This window comes from Staphylococcus sp. HMSC065D05 (genome assembly GCF_001813195.1).
Classification (GTDB): domain Bacteria; phylum Bacillota; class Bacilli; order Staphylococcales; family Staphylococcaceae; genus Staphylococcus; species Staphylococcus epidermidis.
The window spans coordinates 179,510-200,816 of sequence record NZ_KV811746.1 but is presented as its reverse complement, the minus strand read 5'-3'; the positions used below and the strand labels follow the sequence as shown (position 1 = coordinate 200,816).

Annotated in this window: 10 protein-coding genes; 3 read left to right on the top strand and 7 right to left on the bottom strand. The window is 31.4% G+C overall.

Annotated features, from left to right (window positions below; translation table 11 throughout):
• Nucleotides 1-202 precede the first annotated feature (202 nt).
• The 4 genes from HMPREF2897_RS06005 to HMPREF2897_RS05990 form a co-directional block, all read right to left on the bottom strand.
• On the bottom strand, nucleotides 203-11,281 hold the full coding sequence (locus HMPREF2897_RS06005; RefSeq protein WP_070592809.1) for a SasC/FmtB family protein: 11,079 nt from the start codon (nucleotides 11,279-11,281) through the stop codon (nucleotides 203-205).
• Nucleotides 11,282-11,685: 404 nt separating this feature from the next.
• Nucleotides 11,686-11,997: a rhodanese-like domain-containing protein gene (locus HMPREF2897_RS06000; protein ID WP_070592808.1), complete on the bottom strand. Its 312-nt coding sequence runs from the start codon at nucleotides 11,995-11,997 to the stop codon at nucleotides 11,686-11,688.
• Between the two features lie 25 nt (nucleotides 11,998-12,022).
• The gene (gene leuS, locus HMPREF2897_RS05995) at nucleotides 12,023-14,440 is read right to left on the bottom strand and encodes a leucine--tRNA ligase (RefSeq protein ID WP_141751285.1); all 2,418 of its coding nucleotides are present in this window, start codon (nucleotides 14,438-14,440) and stop codon (nucleotides 12,023-12,025) included.
• Between the two features lie 288 nt (nucleotides 14,441-14,728).
• Nucleotides 14,729-15,943, bottom strand: a complete 1,215-nt coding sequence (locus HMPREF2897_RS05990) for an MDR family MFS transporter (protein ID WP_070592806.1) — start codon at nucleotides 15,941-15,943, stop codon at nucleotides 14,729-14,731.
• Between the two features lie 106 nt (nucleotides 15,944-16,049).
• On the opposite strand from HMPREF2897_RS05990, the gene HMPREF2897_RS05985 reads away from it, so the two are divergent.
• A complete protein-coding gene (locus HMPREF2897_RS05985) occupies nucleotides 16,050-17,003 on the top strand; it encodes a tRNA modification radical SAM protein MnmL/YtqA (protein WP_002496794.1) in 954 nt (317 codons plus the stop codon).
• Complete coding sequence (locus HMPREF2897_RS05980) at nucleotides 17,000-17,563, top strand: tRNA 5-(aminomethyl)-2-thiouridylate-methyltransferase MnmM (protein ID WP_070592805.1); 564 nt, start codon at nucleotides 17,000-17,002, stop codon at nucleotides 17,561-17,563. Before HMPREF2897_RS05985 ends, HMPREF2897_RS05980 begins: the two co-directional genes overlap by 4 nt.
• Before the next feature lie 267 nt (nucleotides 17,564-17,830).
• Here the strand turns inward: HMPREF2897_RS05980 and HMPREF2897_RS05975 are convergent, their stop codons facing one another.
• The gene (locus HMPREF2897_RS05975) at nucleotides 17,831-18,232 is read right to left on the bottom strand and encodes a SarA family transcriptional regulator (protein WP_141751284.1); all 402 of its coding nucleotides are present in this window, start codon (nucleotides 18,230-18,232) and stop codon (nucleotides 17,831-17,833) included.
• 490 nt (nucleotides 18,233-18,722) lie between these two features.
• Nucleotides 18,723-19,550 (bottom strand): alpha/beta fold hydrolase, encoded by an 828-nt coding sequence (locus HMPREF2897_RS05970; protein WP_002446716.1) that lies wholly within the window; start codon nucleotides 19,548-19,550, stop codon nucleotides 18,723-18,725.
• Nucleotides 19,551-19,792: 242 nt separating this feature from the next.
• Between HMPREF2897_RS05970 and HMPREF2897_RS05965 the strand changes: the two genes are divergently transcribed.
• Complete coding sequence (locus HMPREF2897_RS05965) at nucleotides 19,793-20,794, top strand: proline dehydrogenase family protein (protein ID WP_002446717.1); 1,002 nt, start codon at nucleotides 19,793-19,795, stop codon at nucleotides 20,792-20,794.
• 46 nt (nucleotides 20,795-20,840) lie between these two features.
• On the opposite strand, the gene ribE is transcribed toward HMPREF2897_RS05965, so the two are convergent.
• Complete coding sequence (gene ribE / locus HMPREF2897_RS05960) at nucleotides 20,841-21,302, bottom strand: 6,7-dimethyl-8-ribityllumazine synthase (RefSeq protein WP_002446718.1); 462 nt, start codon at nucleotides 21,300-21,302, stop codon at nucleotides 20,841-20,843.
• Nucleotides 21,303-21,307 lie beyond the last annotated feature (5 nt).

Below are 21,307 nucleotides of genomic sequence, written 5' to 3'. Positions count from 1 at the left end.
GTTAATATTAATAACTACCTTAATAGTATTGAAAAGAATTTACATTTTGCTATCCTTAAAAAACGTTTAATAATAGATTAGCAACGATTTTATGTTGAATAGCTAAAAATACTCCCTTCAAAGTTTTCATTATATTAATGTCTACTTTGAAGGGAGTTTATTAATTGATATCTCCGGTTCTGTGGTTTATAAATTTATAATATTAGTCATTCACTTTTTTATCTTTTTTCTTTTTGCGTGAGGACATGATTGCTAAACCAGATATTAAAGTAACTCCAGCTAATGGCACTGATTTATCAACATTTCCTGTCTCTGGTAGAGATTTAATTGTATTATTCTCGGAACTATAACATTGATTAGATTTTTCTGTCATAGATGTTGTTGAGCGTTGACTACTCAATATTTTATCTTCTCTTAATTGTATTGACTTAAGTTTTTCAATCGTCTCGTTAACTAATTCATCAACTTCTTTATTTGTGGTTACTTTATTAAGTTGACTTAAAGCGTTACTAACAATTTCATTTATCAATGTACGAGCATTTTGTTTCACTCTAGTACTAGCACTTAAATTTGCATTTATCATTTGCTTTACATGGTCTGCTTCTAATTCAATTTCCTTCAACGCTTTAGCTTTTTTACGTACAATTGAGTTTAATTTATCCACTTCAACTTTAAAGTTTCGGACAATTGTATCAACTGAAACAAATGTTTCAGCTTCGTCAATCTGTTTATGTGCACGATTGATTAATGCTTTAAGTTTACTTACAAATATTTGTTTTTCTTCGTTAGTAGCTCTAGAAGATATGTCATTAATTTTATCGTCACTATACCCATCAATATATGCTTTAGCTTCTAATTTTTTATGTGCTTGAATTTCAATCGAGTCTATTAAAGATATACTTTCTTTTAATGCAGCGCCCACTGATTCATTATTTTGAGATTGATGAATATGATTAATAGCTGATTTTAAAGCTTGTTCTAATTCATTGATAGCTGATTGCTTTTCTTCAATAGTAGCTTCTTGATTTTGTTTAAATTTATTTAATTTTTTATCTGCTAGTTCTTGAATTTCTGCTATAGCTTCAGGCTTTTTAATGGTAATGACAGAAATTTTATTAATTTCAGAAGTTGCTATTTCTTTAGCTCTATTAACAGCTTCATTAGTTAATGCTTGGTCAATTGAAAGATTTGCTTGTGTTAGAGTTGTGTCTAATTGATTTAATGCTACATCTTTTTCTTCTTTAGTCGCTTCTTCATTATCATTAATTAATCCGCGAATAACTTCTGCTTTTTGATTAATTTCATTTCTTGCAGCTGATTTAATTTCAATAACAGGTAGTATTTTAGAAATTTCATCAATACTTTGTTTTTTAATATCTTTAACTTCTTCATTTGTTTGAGCTTTATCTATTGCTTCAGCAATTCTTGCCGCAGTTTTAATTAATTTATCGATAGCCGATGCTTTTTCTTCAAGTGTAGACTCATTATTATTCTTTATTAAATCACGTTGAGCGTCTAATTGATTAGTGATTTCATTTAATGCTTGTGGTTTGATGATTGTTATTGGTTTGATTTTATGAATAGCTTCAATCGTTTTGTTTTTAGTATCGTAAACTTCTTGATTTTTATTAACATTATTAATTGTAATAAATGATTGATTTACTAATGTATCAACTTGTTTTAAAGCTTCTTCTTTTTCTTCTCTTGTCGCATCACTATTTCCATTGATACGTTCTCTTTGAATTTCAGCTTGTGCGTTGATTTCTTCAAATGCTTGCGGTTTAACTTGTACATCCGCACTGATCGCTTGTAATAATGTTATTGCGTTTGATTTTGTTCCAAGTACTTCGCTATCAGTGTTAGCTTCTCGTATTTTTTCATTTGCATCATCAACAATCGCCTTAACTTTATTCAGTGCAATTTGTCGTTCTTCTTCTGTAGCATATGGCGTATTATTGATAGAGTTGTTTAATTGACTCGCCTTATCACTAATTGCTTTTCTGGCAGTAGGCTTTTGAGTTATGTTGATAAATATACTATTTAATTCATTTAATCCAAATAATTCATCTTGCGCAACTTGTATATCTTTTTGGTCTTTTTCAATAGCATTGAATACTAATGATAATTGTTCTTTTACATGATTAATCGCATCATTACGTTCCTCATGAGTAACATCTGGAGTATTTTCAAAAGTTTTAATCAATTGTTTAGCAAGTGCATTAAGTACAGAACGTGCTACCGCTTTTGTATCTACACGAGGTAAAATAGTTTTCATTTTTTGGGAAACTTCATTATAAATATCATCAACTTCATTATTTGTGTGTGCAAGTCCAATTTGTTTTTTTGCCTCTAAAAGTATTTTATTTAACTTACTATTAGCTTCTTGAAGTTCATCTTCAGTTGCATCAGGATAACCATTAATTATAGCTTCTTGAGTATCTGAAACATCATATAATTTCAATATAGCATTTTTCTTTTTATTATATTCTGGTCTGTATTCATTTATATTATTCAAGCCAGAAGTTTTAGCATTATCTACTTCATTATCTGTATTAGCTCGATTTATAGAATTAATGATTTCTTTAACCTGTTCATCTAAATGTTGTAACGCATTATCTTTTTCTTCTTGTGTAGCACTAAATTCTTGCTCTATTTCATCAATTTTATTTTGTTGCGCTTTAACAATTTCAGCTACTGCATTACGTTTTTTACTGAAATCTGGTCTGAAGTTATTGATTTGATCTAAACTATTTTGCTCAGCATTTTCAACTTGCTGATTAGTTTGAGATTGATTTACATCATTTTTGGCTTTTTCATGAATTTGATTTAACTGATTTAAACCCTCTCTTACTTCATCATCAGTTGCATTTTGGGTTTGATTAATTTCAGTTTTCTTTTTTTCTACTGCGCTTTCAATTTTAGATTTGGCAGTAGGTTTTTTAACTACAAGTGGTTGAATATCTCTAATTGTACCTATACCTTTGTTCTTTTCTACATTCACTTGGTTGGTATCTGGCGCATCTTCAATAGCTTGATTTGTTGTCTCGACAACGTGATTTAAATTGTCACTAGCAACTAATTTTTCTTCAGTCGTTGCTTCATCATTACTATTAATTTGTATGTTTTTCTGCTCTTTTTCAGCATTTACATCAGCTTTAGCTTTATCTTTAACTGTAGTAGCAGGTAATATATTTTCAATTTCAGCTATTCCGTTTACTACAGTCTTTTCTACATCATCATTAGTTTGACCTTTATCTATTTTAGCTATAGCTTTTTTAAGGACTTCTTGTAGTTTTGTAATTGCTTCCTGTCTTTCTTCAATTGTTGAATTAGGATGAGTTGCAATAGTACTTTGTTGTTGGTTAGCTTTTTCATTTAATCTGTGACGCCCGGTTGCTTTTGTTTGTGGATGTGGTTGAATTTGCTCTATATCTTGAATACTACGTGTTTTCGCATTATCTACATCTTTATTTGACTGTGCTTGATCAATATTTACTTTAGCCTGATTAAGTAATTGGTTTATTTTATTTAATGCTTCAGTTTTTTCTTCATTCGTAGCTTCTTGGTTCTCTTGTATTTCTTGAGTTTGTGAATTAAATGCTTCTTGGATTGCATTTAAAGCATCTCGTTTCTTACTAACTTGTGGTACAATTGCCTCAATTTTAGGTCTTGCTTTATCTAAAGCTTGATCAACCTCGTTGTTATGATCTACATTAGCAATTTCATCTGATGCGGACGTTAGTACATTTTGAAGCAATCTATTAGCTTCAGCTTTTTCTTCAAGTGTTGCATCAGGCGTATTTTCAATAATTTTCTTTTGATTATCAATGAATTGATTCAATTGGTTTTTAACGTTTTGTTTCTTGATAACTTCAACTTGAACAGCGTTAATATTTTGAACAGCTTGATTTTTAATATTATTTACTTCCTCAGTAGTTTGCGCTTTCAGGATATTAGCATCTGCTTCTTCTTGAAGACCATCAACTTTATTATTTGCTTCTTCTTTTTCTTCTGCTGTTGCATTTGGCGTTTGATCTATTATAGCGTTTTTATTTTTAGCTTCGGTAGCTAGAGCTGCTAATGCATTAGTTTTGACTGCTGTACTTGGTAATATTTGGGTAATACTCGTGTTACCACTATTTTTAGCATCATTAACTAATTGTGTAGTTGTAGCATTAGTAATACTGTTAATAGCATCAATTTTAGCTACATTAACTCTATCTATAGCGGCTGATTTTTCTTCATTAGTTGATTTATTATTTGTATTGATAGTATCAATTTGACTTTGCGCAACTTGTTCAATCTCTTGTTTAGCATTACGTTTAATATTAGTCTCAGGATGAACCTCAGAAATTTTAGCAATTCCATTATTTTCCGCAATTTTCACATCATTATTTGAGTGTGCCTGTGATACTTGATTTAACGCTTCATTCTTTACTTCTTCTAATTTGCCAAGTGCTATTTGTTTTTCTTCTAGTGTCGCATCTTGATTTTGATTTATTAAAGTCGTTTGTTCCGCAGCTTTTTTTCTAATATTTTCATTAGCCTTAGGTTTTACAACTACAATAGGTTCAACATTTCTTATTGTTTCTAATATATTATTTTTTTCGTCTGTAACATTTTGATTTGCTAAAGCTGCTTGTATTCTATCATTGACTCCATTTGTATCTTGATTAAGTCTCTCAAGTGCTTCTTGTTTTTCTTCAGTTGTAGCATTTTGATTCTGATCTATTGTCGATCTTTGTTGACCTATTGCTTGGGCAATATCTGCTTTAGCTTGTGTTTTAGTTTGGGTAGACAACTCAATACGTTGTAACTTTTGCTTACCATCTTCTAAATTCTCATCCACTAACGCATTTGTATTTGCACCATTAATATTGTTACGTGCTTGTGCTAACGTATCATCTATAGATTGTATTGCCGTATTTTTTTCTTCAGTAGTTGCATCTTGATTGGCTCTTATATCTGATTTTTTACTTTCAGCTAGATTAGTCAAAATATTGATGGCATCTTGTCTTTTATGTGCATTTGCATTAATCAATTTAATTGCAGTAATAGCTTGTGCTTTTACATTATCAACTTGATTATCTTGTGTACTTTCATGAATTTTTTGAATTTCTTCATTTAATTTTTGGGTCACTAATTGTTTTGCAACCTCTTTTTCATCATCAGTAGCATTACCATCATTACCTATTAAAGTCTTTTGGTTATTAGCTTCTTGAGTCAAATCATTTATAGCAGTCGGTTTTTTGATCACATTGGGTAGTACACTCTTGATTGTAGCAATACTATTTGTTTTAGATTCATTTACTTCTTGAGTACTATGTGCATTATTAATATTTTGTATTGCTTGTGCTAATCCGGCATTGACTCTATTTGTTGCATCTTGCTTTTCTTCTTCGGTTGCATCAGGCGTGTTGTTAATTTGGATCAATTGTTCTTGAGCTTTGTCATTTATTTCTTGTTTAGCATTTGTTTTAGTTTGAGTTGATGGATGAATATTGTTTATTTTTTCTAACCCATTAGTTTTAGCACTATTGACTTCCCTTTCAGTATCACTATTTGTAATATTAGATTTGACTTCAGTTTTCGCTTTTTCAACCAGCTTTCTAGCCTCTGCTTTTTCTTCATCTGTTGCATCATTATTACCATTGATGATTGTAACTTGTTGCTCAGCTTTTTTATCAATCGCCGTTTTAGCATCTGTTTTAATTGTTGTTGCTGGTATTATGGTAGCAATCTCATTCATGCCGTTATCTTTAGCATTATCAACTTGATTATTAGTTTGCGCTTGATTGATATTTGTTATAGTTTTATTTTTACTAATCTCCAGAAGTCGTTTAGCTTCATCTTTTTCTTCATTAGTTGCATCTTTATTATTATTAATTAACTCTGTTTGTGAAATAAATTTAGTTTGTAACTCTTGAAGCGCGTCAGATTTTCTAGTTGGATTAGCATGAATCGTTTCTAATTCTTGAAGTCCAGTATTTTTGTGCTGTTCAACGTCATTGTCACGTCTGTCTTGATTTATTAGATTCTTAACTTCTTCTCTTTTAACATTCAATCTTTGAATTGCATCTTGTTTTTCTTCTTCTGTAGCATCGGGCGTTGCATTGATTTGACGCTTTAAATCTTCAAACTTTGAATCTAATTCCACTCGCGCGGATGGTTTTTTTGCAACATTTGCTTGAATATTAGTTATCGTATCTATAGCCTCAGTTTTTGCATCAGATACTTGTTGGTTTGTTTGCGCTTGATCAACTTTCCTGTCTCCTGTATCTTTTGCTATTTTTAATTTATCTAATGCTTTTTGCTTTTCTTCATCTGTTGCATCTGGTGTAGTGTTGATAGTATTGCTTTGCTCATTATATTTATCATTGATACTTTGTTTAGCATCAGATTTTTTGTGCGCATCTGGCGTAACTATTTCAATTTCATGAATGCCGTTAGATTTAGCTTGTGCGACACCATTGTTATTATGTTCATTTTGAATTGCTGTTCTTGCTTCATTTGCTTTTTGATTTGCCAATTGAATAGCCGCTTCTTTTTCCTCAATTGTAGCAGTTTGATGTGTTTGAATTTGATTAATCTGTTGCGCGAGTTTTTGATCAATGTCTTTTTTTGCTTTAGACTTAACAGTGGTTGCTGGTAAAACTTTAGCTATTTCATTTATTCCTGTTACTTTAGCATTTTCAATATCACTATTTGAAGATAAAGAGTTAATATTATCTAACGCATTTTGTTTTCTAGCTATAACTAAATTGTTGGCGACCTCTTTTTCTTCATCTGTAGCATTATCATTATCATTAATGAATTGCGTTTGTTGTGTTGACTTTTGTTCGATTGCATTTCTTGCCGACTCTTTCTCAACAACTTGCGCATTAATTCGAGATAAAGAAGTTATCGCATCGTCTTTGATATTTTTGACACCTTGGGTTGTATGTTCCGCATTTATTTGTGCTTGAACTCTTGCTAATTCAGCACTTACTCTGTTTATTGCCTCTTGTTTTTCTTCATTAGTAGCATCAGGCGTGTTTTGAATATGATTAATCTGTTCATTTGCTTTATTCTGTACTGCTTGTCTAGCTTCAGATTTCACAGTAGTTGCTGGAGTTATATTTTCTATTTTATTTATTCCATTAGTTTTCGCTTCATTTACTTGGTCTCTAGTGCTACTGTGTTGAATATTATCTTTTGCTTCAATTTTAGCTTCTTCAATTTTACGATTCGCTTCTTGAATTTCCTCAGCTGTAGCATCATTTATTCTTTGAATTTTTATTTTCCTATCAGCTGCTTTACCATCAATATCATTTTTTGCATTTCTTTTAATCGATGTATCAGGTGTGATTGCATTTATGGTTTGTCTACCATCACTCACAATACCATCAATTTGGTTATTGGTTGTAGCATTATCAATCTTACTAATTACATTTTGCTGTGATACATTAACTAAATTATTTGCGACTTCCTTCTCTTCAATTGTAGCATCATCATTATTTTGTATAGTTTGTTTATGTTGTTGAACAATATCATTAATCGTAGTTCTGGCTTCTTGTTTTTTCCTAACATCCACTTGTATATTTTGAATATTTTGAATTCCATTAGTAAGTGCTGTATCAACATTTTGATTTGTTTGTGCTTGATTTATGTCATTGAGTGTACTTTCTTTTACTTGTGTTAATCTAGTTAACGCATCTTGTTTTTCATCTTGAGTTGCATGAGGAGTTGAATTTAATTCAGCTTCTTTTTCTTGAAACTTTTGATTTACTTGATCTCTAGCTTGTTGCTTTTTAGTGAAATTACTCTGAATTTTACTGATATTACTTATACCTATATTTAAGGCGTTATCAACATTTTGATTAGAAGCAGCCTGTGTAATTTGTTCATCAGCTGAATTTTTAGCATCATTCAAACTTTGAATTGCTTTTTGTTTTTCTTCTATAGTGCCTTCATTATCAGTATTAATCGCACTCTGCTTTTCATTTACTTTAGCAATCAGTGCTTGTCTAGCTTGAGGTTTTTTTTGAACATTAACATCAGTATGAGTAATAATTTGTTCTGCATTACTAAGTGCTTGATCTACATCATCATTAGAATTTGCTTGGTTGATATGATTATTGCCATTGGTAACAGCTTGCGAAACAACACTGACAGCTTCTTGTTTCTCTTCAGTCGTAGCATCAGGTGTTTGAGCTATTGCTGACTTTTTCTCGTTTCCTTTTTGTTCTAATAATGTTTTGGTATTATTTTTCTTAACTGCATTAGGTTGATCTTGATTCATAGTATTTATGCCATTATTCTTAGCTTCAGAAACTTGTTGAGTTGACTGAGCTTGATTGATATTTGCTATTGCGGCTTGCTTATGTGCTTCTACTTGATTTAATGCATCCTGCTTTTCTTCAGTTGTTGCCATATTATTTGAATTAATTTGTTGATTTTGTGCAATAGCTTTAGCTTCAACTGCTGCACGTGCATCCTCTTTAATCTTCGTTGCAGGACTTATTGTGGATATGATACCACTTCCCGTTGTTTGTGCTTGATCAACATCTCTATTAGTAGGTGCATTGCTAATATTTTGAGTTGCAGTTAATAATGCTTCATTAACTTTACGCTCTGCATCTGCCTTTTCTTCAGTAGTTGCATTATTGTTCGCTTGAATTAAACGTTTTTGTTCATCCGCTTTAGCATTGATAGTTGCTATTGCATTTTGTCTTTTCACTGGAGTTAATGGTACTTGTTGTATCGTATTCGTTCCATTGTTTTGTGCTTCAGTGACATCATCATTACCTTGTGCAGTGTTAATATTTTGAATCGCTTCATCTTTTGATCTATTAACAAGTGTGATAGCATCATTTCTTTCATCTAATGTAGCTTGTGTATTATTGTTGATATCCTTAATTTTTGAATTTGCACTGTTGGTAACTGCCTCTCTAGCTTCTGCTTTTTTAGTTGGATTTGGAATATCTGTAGCTATTAATCTCGTACCATTATCTCTTGCTTCATTCACAGTGGTATCTGTTTCTGCCTCACCTATTTTGGCGATAGCATCAGATGAATGTGCCTCAACTTGACTAATCGCTTCATTTTGTTCCTCAGTCGTTGCCTCATGATTGTTACGTATAAGCGTCTTTTGTTGTTCCGCTTTGTTATTCACAACTTGTCGAGCATTTGGTTTAGTTACTGGATGTGGAGTATCACTTTCTAGAGTGCGTAATCCAGCCTCTTTAACTCTTTCAACACCATCATCTGTAAGTTCATCATCAATGTTATTAGAAATTTCATTTTTATGATTTTCAATTTGATCAACTAATGTATCTTTTTCTTCAGTAGTTAATTCTGTACTATCATATACACCATCAGTCATTTCTTGAGCTTTATCATTAATTTCTCTCGAAGCACTCACACGACTTATTAGTGTTGTTTGTAATTCGTGTAATAAATCATCAATTTGAGTTTGAGAGTATCTTTGGTTAAAAGGTGTATTGTTTGTTTCTTCATCCAGAACAGTCTGAGCACGTTCTTTCAACTTATTATATTTATTATAAGAAGCAAGTGTATAGTTCGATGGGATGATATCCTTATTGACCTGTTCTGATAAATCATCTTTATTCATGATGACATTAATACTAAAAGGTGTTTGTTGGCCTGTAACAGTATTGTCAGTAGTGTTAATGTAATATTCAGAAAATGTTTTATATTTAATTGCTTCATTGAAAGTCACTTCACGTGGCGTTGAGATGTTGACAGGTCTAAGCTTGTATCTTATATTTAGTATTTTATTGGGCAAGAATCTAGCAACATCCTGAGCACTTCTTCCTAAATTTAAACCATTACTAGAAAATGTTAAAGTATGATTTTGTCTATCGAAATTAACTGAAAACGGATTTACCGTAGAATTTGGCACATTCCCGTTAACAAATGAAACTTCAGTTGAATTATCAACGTATTCGAAATTGTCTGGTAGTGTGACTTTATAAGTAAGTTCATTTTGACCTATAGCAGCAGCGAAGTTACCATTATTCTCTATACGAGTATTAACTTCAAATTCTTTTCCATTCTTTACATTTTTGTTAACTTGTCTTGATTTCACATATAGATGTGAACCAGAATTAACACCAATTGTATCTATAAAAGAATAGTATCTATACCCATCATGTAGCTGTTGAATTCTTTTAAAATCTGAGTGTATTTCGTTCATAGGTAGAAATTGAACTTTTAGCCTATGTACGTTATCAGGTAACTTGAATAAACGATATACGCCGCCTCCTTGAATATCAGTTGAAGCAATTTCTTGATTATTTTCTGCATTTCTTAAAACTAATTGAGTTCCACCTTTTCTGTTTTTAGCAGTCATTGTATTAAATGAAAATATTATCTCAGAATTAGGATTTACTGAAAATTCTTTTTCTATACCGTTGAAACCATCATGATCATTCGGATCATTTCCTTTAATACGTCCTAAGGCTACGACATTATCTACTGCTTGATAATTTTTCGGATCGGCACTATCAAACACACTTGTACGTTCTAACACACTATTTAATAAACCAACCTTACCACCATTAACCATTGTAAAGCCATTTAGACTATCAACTACCTTTACTTCAGGTCGAGAGCGATTTGTACTTGTCTTTATTCCTAAATCATCAAATGTAATTACAGTGTTAATGCTATTTGGACCTGTATTACTTAAATTTGGATCCGTATTTTGAGTTGTACTTGTAGCGTCATTTCCGCTATTTGTATCTAATGATCTTTTCCCTCTCTTTTTAGGTTTACTTGATGATTCTGTTGTAGCTTTATTTTCCGGAATCGATGAATTTGAATGATTTGAGTTCGTATGATTTGTTACATCTTCAGATTGGGCTTCAATATGATGTTTAACCGGCTGATTAACATGTAACCCGTTGTCACTCGTATCATTATTTTCATAGATATTGGTATAAGGTGCTGTTTGAGCAGATTCAGCTTCTTCAGCATTTATTGCAATTGGTTGAGCATTATGATGAGGATCATTTTGTGTTTGCTTATTTTCAGTAGATGAAGGTACTGTTTGCTCAGATAATGTATTTGTTGTTTCCTCACTTATAGGATTAGACTGAGATGTGTTTTCTAACCCTCCATCAGATTGAGCTGTAGTGTCATTATTTTGAGAAGGTTCCAGTTCTGAAGCTGTTGCTTGCCCCGGATGAGCTAAAAATGAGACTGTAGCTATTAATGCTGAAAAAATACCTATATTAAATTTTCTAATACTAAATTTCTGTTTTCTAAATAGATTCATTAAATTGGCCTCCTAGTTGTAAATTCTTTATGATGTATGTCTAATGAACTTTGAAAAATATTTAAAGTAATGACTCTTCCCAATATCGCTCATTTAATTAAACACAACTATTTAAAGTCTTTTTAATTTTATCATCTATATTATTCTAAATCTAGTAGTATAAAAATTTATCTTAATATATTTTTAATTGATATCAGAATTTGTTTTTTGAGATCCACATTGAATTATTTAATGATTTTTATATCAAAAAAAGTACGATTAAGATTTCAAATCAAAATCTTAATCGTACTCAGTGACCATATTTGTGATTTACATTCTAATTCCAGAAATTCCTAGAATAAATTATAAACTTATTTGTATTAATTTTTAACTTAGAATATCGTTATCTACAACTTCAAAGTTATTTAAATATTATCAATTACAGTACCTTCATCGCCCCAAGCATTCATTCCACCTTCGACATTTACAGCATGAACACCTTGTTCTTCTAAATATGAAACTACTTTAACACTGCGTGATCCCGCTGCACACACAATATAATACGTATCATTTTTATTGAATTCTTTCAAATTATCAGGAATTTCATCCATAGGAATTGTTTTTGCTCCAGGAATAACACCCATTTCAGTTTCTTCGTTCGTGCGAACATCTACAATGTTAACTGGATTTGAATCTAATATTTTTTTCTTTAATTCATCTACTGTTATTGATTCCATTTAATAGCACTCCTTTAGAAAAATATTATTTAGCAACTATATTAACTAGCTTTTGAGGTACAGCAATAACTTTTTTAACTTCTTTACCTTCAATACTCATTTTAACATTATCGTTAGACAAGGCTAGGTTTTGCATTTCTTCTTTAGATAAATCTTTTGGTATATTAATTTTTGCTCTAACTTTACCATTGACTTGAACTACGATTTCAACTTCATCATCTACTAATAAGCTTTCATCAAATGTTGGCCATGGTTGATAAGTAATGGTATTTTCATGCTCTAATCGATCCCATAATTCTTCACCAATATGTGGTGCAATTGGCGCTAACATTTTTACAAACCCTTCGATATAAGGTTTGTAAACTTCATTTGTTTTATAACACTCATTAATAAACACCATTAATTGACTGATTGCGGTATTAAAACTTAGTGTATCAAAATCTTCTGTTACTTTTTTCACAGTTTGATTGTATACTTTATCAAGTGAATGATCGTTAGAATCTACAATTTTTTTATTGATTGAATTTTCATCAGTAATGATAAGTCTCCAAACGCGATCTAAGAATCTTCTAGAACCATCCAAACCTTTTTCACTCCATGCGATCGCAGCATCTAAAGGTCCCATAAACATTTCATATAGTCGTAATGTATCAGCACCATGTGATGCAACAATATCATCTGGATTAATCACATTACCTTTAGACTTACTCATTTTTTCATTGCCTTCGCCTAAAATCATTCCCTGGTTGTATAGTTTTTGGAATGGTTCTTTTGTCGGTACAACACCTAAGTCATATAACACTTTATGCCAGAATCTTGCATATAATAAGTGGAGTACTGCATGTTCCACGCCTCCAATATATAAATCAACAGGTAGCCAATGTTTTAATTTTTCAGGATCCGCTATCATTTTTTCGTTATGTGGATCAATGTAACGTAAATAGTACCAGCAACTGCCAGCCCATTGAGGCATTGTATTGGTTTCTCGGCGCCCCTTCATACCTGTCTTTTCATCGATAACGTTTACGAACGCATCTATATTTGCAAGTGGAGATTCACCGGTACCTGATGGCTTAATTTCATCTGTTTCTGGAAGTAGTAAAGGCAATTCATCTTCAGGAACTGTAGTCATTGATCCATCTTCCCAATGTATGATAGGAATTGGTTCTCCCCAATAACGTTGCCTACTAAATAACCAATCACGTAATTTATAATTGACTTTTTTCTCACCAGCACCTTTAGATTCAAGTAATTCTATCGCTTTACTTATTGCCGCTTCATTTTCTAGACCGTCTAATTCTCCAGAATTAATGTGTTTTCCTTCACCTGTGTATGCATTTTTTTGAACTTCGCCACCCTCTATAACTTCGATAATTGGTAAATTAAACTTCGTAGCAAATTCATGATCTCGCTCATCATGTCCAGGCACAGCCATTACTGCACCAGTACCGTATGTTGATAAAACATAATCTGCTATCCAAATAGGTAATTTATCACCAGAGAGCGGATTAATTGCAAATGCTCCAGTAAACACACCTGTTTTTTCTTTAGCTAAGTCTGTACGTTCTAAATCAGATTTTTTTGATGCTTCATTTTGATACATTTTGACTTCTTGTTCTTTATCTCTTGTCGTAATTTCATTCACAAGTGGGTGCTCTGGGCTTAAAACTAAGAAAGAAGTACCATAGATTGTGTCTGGTCGTGTCGTAAATACTTCAATGTTTTGGTCAGATTTTTCAATTTTAAATGTTACTTTGGCACCTTCTGAACGTCCAATCCAGTTTCGTTGCATGTCTTTAATTGATTCAGGCCAATCTAACTCATCTAAATCTTCTAATAATCTATCAGCATATTCTGTAATTTTGAGTACCCATTGTTTCATAGGCTTGCGGTAAACAGGATGACCGCCACGTTCTGATACCCCATCAACAACCTCTTCATTCGACAAAACAGTACCTAATGCAGGACACCAATTGACAGCAACTTCATCAACATAAGCTAAACCTTTATTATACAACTGAATAAATATCCACTGCGTCCATTTATAATATTCAGGATCTGTTGTATTCACTTCTCTATCCCAATCATAACTAAATCCTAATTCTTGAATTTGTCTTTTGAAAGTTTGAATATTCTTCTGTGTAAATTCACGAGGATCATTACCGGTATCTAAAGCATATTGTTCTGCCGGTAAGCCAAAAGCGTCCCATCCCATAGGATGTAATACATTGTAACCTTGCATTCTTTTATATCGTGAGATGATATCTGTTGCCGTATATCCTTCTGGGTGACCTACGTGTAAACCAGCACCAGATGGATAAGGAAACATGTCTAATGCATAAAATTTCTTTTGTCCTAAATTGTCATTCGTTTTAAAGGTCTTATTTTCTTCCCAGTAATTCTGCCACTTCTTTTCAATTTCCTTATGATTATAATTCAACACATTTCCTCCTAATTCATAAAAAAGACATCCCTACTATTAATGATTTGAAAGGGACGACCTGTGCCGCGTTACCACCCTTATTCGCTAACATTTAGCGCACTTCATTTTAATAGTAAGAGATGTCTAATTAAATGTCGTTTATGTTAATAAGTCATTTAGTCCTTAACACTAGTTCTCACCAACACTAGCTCTCTGTAGAAAAGCCTCTAAATGCTTAATACTATACGTGTTTAATATTATTGTATATGGTCAATGAATGCAAGTAGTTAATTAAACATCATTACATTATTAAACACCATTCTGATTTCGTCGTCCTCTTGATTGATGTTGATTTTTAAGATTCTTAGGCAACACTTTATCATAGAAGCTTAAAAATAACAGTGCAAAACTTAATAATATAATCATCCCAATAAACATCATACTCATATTAAATGTATCTACAAGTATACCGCCAATAAAAGGTCCAAATGCTTTTCCCACTGTAGATGCTGAATTAACAAATCCTTGGTATTGCCCTTGCTTTCCAACTGGTGCAAGTTGATTTGCTATAGTTGGTACTGCAGGCCAAACAAACATTTCTCCAAATGTTAAAATGACCATGCCAACTACAAATATAGCAAAGTGATTTGCAAAACTCGTTATTAGGAAAGAACTCATAAAAATAAAAATACCTACAAACATCTGATGCTTTAAATTACCTTTTAATAAGATGATAATTGGTCTTATTAACGGTTGAGCTACTAAAATCATTATTCCATTGATTGTCCACAATACACTATATTGAGACATTGAAATATTAATTGATTGAGTGAATGAAGCTATCGTTGTTTCCCATTGAATATATGCAATCCAACAAATTGCAAACATTGCACATACTAACATCATAGCAGTAAATCGTTTTTTATTTTCTTTGCTTTTTAAATCTATCGAATCTTGTGGTTTAAATTTAGCATTAATCTCTAAATTGAACTGTGTAATCGCCACGATGGCAAAAAGTACATACATAATGAGATTTGCCATAAAAATATAATTGAAACTAAATTCAGCCACAAAACCTCCTAATGCCGCACCTAAAGCAACTCCTATATTTTGTGCTAAGTATATAGCATTAAAAGTTTGTCTCCCTCCATTAGGCCAAACGGCACCTGCCATCGCATAAATAGCAGGAACTATCATTCCGCCACCAAATCCAAGTAGTACTAACCAAATTGCGTACCAAGGCCAGCCATGAAACAAATTGAGTAATGTTGTACTACATAAACAAGTAAATGTACCTATTAAAATCGTTTTGTAACCGCCAAGTTTATCAAACAAAGAACCACCTAACAAATTACCTACAACCATTCCAAATGAATTAATCATCAAAACGATACCTGCAATTGTTAAACTCTTATGAAGTTCTTCCTTCATGAAAATTGTATTTAAAGGCCACAAAAAACTGGCGCCAGTTATATTAAGTGCCATACCTATAACTAGCCACCAAACTGATTTAGGTATATTCATATCATGAGTCCCTCTCTTTATATTTTTCTCAATCTACAATAGACACTATAACACTAAAATATGTTAAAATCTGTACTTAGAGCTTAAATAGAAAGGAAAATGTATTATGGGTAACTATTTCCCGTATGCCTTTGAAGATAAACGCTATCACACATGGAACTATCATTTAAAAAACAAGTTTGGTCAAAAAATATTTAAAGTCGCTTTAGATGGAGGATTTGATTGCCCAAATAGAGATGGTACAGTAGCTCATGGAGGTTGCACATTTTGTTCTGCAGCAGGAAGCGGTGACTTTGCAGGTAATAGAGCTGAACCAATTGAAGTTCAATTCAAAAAAATAAAAGAACGAATGCATGAAAAATGGAGTGAAGGTCAATATATTGCATACTTTCAGGCGTTTACAAATACGCATGCACCTGTAGAAGTATTAAAAGAAAAATATGAACCTGTATTAAAAGAAGATGGCGTCGTTGGTTTATCAATCGCGACAAGACCTGATTGTTTGCCTGATGATGTTGTAGAATATTTAGCTGAACTTAATCAGCGCACTTACTTATGGGTAGAATTGGGCTTACAAACTGTGCATCAGTCCACTTCCGATTTAATAAATCGTGCTCATGATATGCAAACATACTATGACGGCGTAAAAAAATTACGCAAGCATAATATAAATGTTTGTACACACATAATCAACGGCTTACCAGGTGAAAATTATGACATGATGATGGAGACTGCTAAAGAAGTCGCTCAGATGGACGTTCAAGGTATTAAAATTCATTTATTACACTTGCTAAAAGGAACGCCTATGGTTAAACAATATGAAAAAGGTATGCTCGAGTTTATGAGTCAACAAGATTATACCAATCTTGTTTGCGATCAACTTGAAGTATTACCCCCAGAAATGATTGTGCACAGAATCACTGGAGATGGACCTATAGATCTAATGGTTGGACCAATGTGGAGTGTTAATAAATGGGAAGTATTAAATGAAATTGATAATGAGCTTGCTAGACGAAACTCCTATCAAGGTAAAATGAACAAGCAGAGTATACAATCATGAAACTAGAACGTATTTTACCCTTCTCTAAATCGTTAATTGATTCTCATATTAATCATAATAGTATTGTAATTGATGCAACATGTGGTAATGGGAATGATACTGCTTATTTTGCTCAACATGTACCAAATGGATTTGTCTATGGATTCGATATACAAGAACAAGCAATTTTGAATACACACAAAAAAATAAAAAATTATTCAAATGTAAAATTAATCCAATCTGGTCATGAAAATGCTAAATTGCACATTCCTGCTGAACATCATGGCCACATAGATGTTGCTATTTTTAATTTAGGTTATTTACCGAAAGGTAACAAAGAAATTGTCACTAAACCTGAAACAACAATTATGGCTATTAATGAAATCTTTGATATCTTAAGTATTGAAGGAATTATTATATTAGTTATATATCACGGTCATGAAGAAGGTAAAATAGAAAAAGAAGCACTACTTGAATTTTTACAAAACTTTGATCAAAATAAAGCTCATATATTGCAATATCAATTCATAAATCAAAAGAATAACGCTCCTTTTATCTGTGCTATTGAAAAGCGTAATTAAAAAGTTTGTACATGTATATTTTCAATTCAGTCATAAAATACGTGAACATAAAAAGAACCTGAGACAAGCAAACATTTTGTCCCAGGTTCTTTTTTTAATTATAAATTTCATCATGAAGTCTACCTTACTTTTAATTGCTATTAAGTTTACTGATTATCATAATTTTGAACACATTCTTTAATACATAGTTCAACAAATAATTCTCATAAGTATACTCATGCTTTAAATAAAATAATTTATTCAGTTAAAGATTTAAAGCGCGTTAAACTAAACCGCTAAAATAGATTGTAAACTAGATTGCATTGGTTCAGACTTGATTTTAATTGAGTCATCAATAAACTCTAACAAATCTTCTATTTTTGAATTTTGCTTGTCATTAAAATGAATAATAACTGTACGTTCATCATCTTGAGGTCTTTCTTTGTAAATCCACTCAAGATTAACTAAATTATTATAAGTACGTGTACGTTTATACGGCTTAATATGAACATATTTATCCATTTCCTTTAAAGTCATTGAGCCTTTTTCCAAAAGTGTAAGTAAAATCAAAATTTCCTCTTTAGACATTCCATATTCTTCTTTGATTGTATTAAAGATTGAATCAATCTCTTTGAATAATGTCTCTAATTGTAAAATACCATAAACCCTGTTCTTTTCACTATTAGCCAAAACTAACATCTCCCAAATAAAAAATTGTGAATTCTATAAACTAACTTAACCATTTCCCCCAAATTTAATTTTACAAATGGTAAAGTTATTAAACTTTAGAATTATACCCTTTTATTTCAATGATTGAGCTACTTAAAATCAACTTTATCCGTAAAAAGATTTAAAAATGAGATTTAAAACAAATCTTACATCTAGTGCAACTCAAATTCTAACCCAAAAACTTAGTGTTAATACATAATAAAATTAAATTAATTATATAATCAAAATATATCAATTCTACATTTAAAACGCAATAATTTTGGCAAAACTTTCTATACAAATTGTTAAATATATTTTTTATTAAACCAAACTAAATATATCATTAAGAATTATAAGAGCCCGTAGATGTTTAGGATCTACGGACTCATTACTATAGTCCCGGTATAAAACCAAGTTACTTATTCACATTATAGAATCGTATACAAATTGATAACATTTTTCTTTCGCTCACTTAAATGTCTTCAATTTCCTCTTCATTTACTATAAAACCCATAGTATTTACACTATTATTTAAAAATGATAGAACATATCTCATCACCAAATCGCGTTCAGGTTCATTATGTATTTCATGATATAATCCATCCCAAACTTTAAAGTACATCTCTTTCGACTTTAATTTATCTTTCATTTCATTAATAGATTGAGTTTCTAAAATTTTGTCTTTGGTACCATACATTATCAATGCTGAAATAGGTTTAATATCTCTGATATGATCCATTGTTTCTTTCATCTTTTCATTTATAAGGTTATACCAACTATATGTTACCTTTTTAAGCATTAGCCCATCATTTGCTGTTTCTTCAATAATTTCATCATTACGTGTTAAATCATGAGGGGTTATACCAACTTTAAATCTAGTATCTTTAGAAATTTTACCAACATTAGAAATCAATTTGTTTTTGCGCCCTTTATAGTCTTTCTTTAGTTCTAACATAGGTGAAAATAATAATATACCCTCAATAGGTAATTCTGTTTTCTCAAGCAGATTTAAAATGATGAGACCACCTAATCCCACACCTAAAACAAATGTTGGAATTTTATATTCATTAGCTATTTTTATCCACTCTAATATATTCTCATGGTACGTATTAAAATCATCTATTTGTCCCTTTTGAGCTCGTGAAGTTTGCCCTTGTCCTGGTAAATCGCCCATGATAACGTGATAACCATTTCTTCTTAACATCGTGATAACATATGCATATCTACCTGTATGTTCTAATATATTATGAGCAATGACAACAACGCCTTTTGCGTCATTTTCTGTTTCCCACTTCCACATTTTCTAATTGCCCCTTTTTATATGTTCTTTATTAATATAATTATAGCAAATCAAACATATTGAATGCTATTTTAAGTGAAATTTGATAGATATTTAAGTGTTTTCTTTAACTCTTCCAATATAGCCTAAAGTATAATTACTCTTTAAGTGTGCAAGCTCTTTATGTAAACGCTTTCTTAAACTTAATTTTCATGATACACTATTTAAAAATATCATAGTTTAGTATAACGGAGGTATTGCATATGTCCTTATTTAAAGATTTTTTCATTGCGTTATCTAATCATACATATCTTAATAAAATAGCTAAAAAGATGGGACCTCAAATGGGAGCAAATCGTGTAGTCGCAGGAAATACGATTCATCAATTAATTGAGACCATACAATATTTAAATGATTATAATATTTCAGTTACTGTCGACTCATTGGGTGAATTTGTTAGTACTAGAGAAGAAAGTATTAAAGCTAAAGAAGAGATTTTAGAAATTATTGATGCAATCTATAACAATAATGTTAAGGCACATATGTCAGTCAAAATAAGCCAACTTGGAAGTGAGTTTGATTTAAATCTTGCTTATGAAAATATGAGAGAAATTTTACTTAAAGCTGATAAGAATGGAAAGATGCACATTAATATTGATACAGAGAAGTACGATAGTCTTTCTAAAATTCAACATATTATTGATAGATTGAAAGGTGAATTTAAAAATGTGGGTACAGTCGTTCAAGCCTATCTGTATGAAGCCGATGATTTAATTGATAAATATCCTGAATTACGTTTGAGACTAGTGAAAGGTGCTTATAAGGAAGATGCATCAATCGCTTATCAATCGAAAGAAGAAATTGACGCAAATTATATTAGAATTATTAAAAAACGACTACTAAATTCAAAGAACTTTACATCTGTAGCTACACATGACAATGAAATTATCAACCAAGTCAAACAATTTATGAAAGAAAATCATATTAGCAAAGATAAAATGGAATTTCAAATGTTGTACGGTTTCCGCACGGAATTAGCACAAAAAATAGCTAATGAAGGTTATTTATTTACAGTTTATGTACCATACGGTAATGATTGGTTTGCGTACTTTATGAGAAGACTAGCAGAACGCCCTCAAAACTTGTCATTAGCTATAAAAGAATTTACTAAACCCAAAATCTTAAAAAAGTTAACTTTGGGTATCGGTATATTTGCAACTTTATTGACGTCTTTTATCCTTGGCATTCAAAGATATAAAAAATAAAATAAAGGCATGAAGTATTTTGATATCTACTTCATGCCTTTATTTTTTAATTGATTTGCTTAATTAGATTAGCCATTTCGATTGCACTAACTGCTGCTTCTGAACCTTTATTTCCAGCTTTAGTACCAGCTCTTTCTACTGCTTGCTCAATACTTTCAGTTGTTAGAACTCCAAAAATCACTGGAGTATCTGAAATATCATTTGCTTTAGAAACACCTTTAGCTACTTCATTACATACATAGTCATAATGTGAAGTTGCGCCTCTAATCACACATCCTAATGTAATCACAGCATCATATTCACCTTTTTGAGCTAATTTTTTTGCAACGAGTGGAATTTCAAATGCACCAGGCACATAAGCTACATCAATATTAGTATCTACTACTTCATGACGAATGAGTGTATCTTTAGCCCCTTCAAGTAAACGTGTAGTAATAAAATCATTAAATCTACTAACAACAATCGCAATTTTTAAATCCTTACCAACTAATTTACCTTCAAAATTCATTTTCG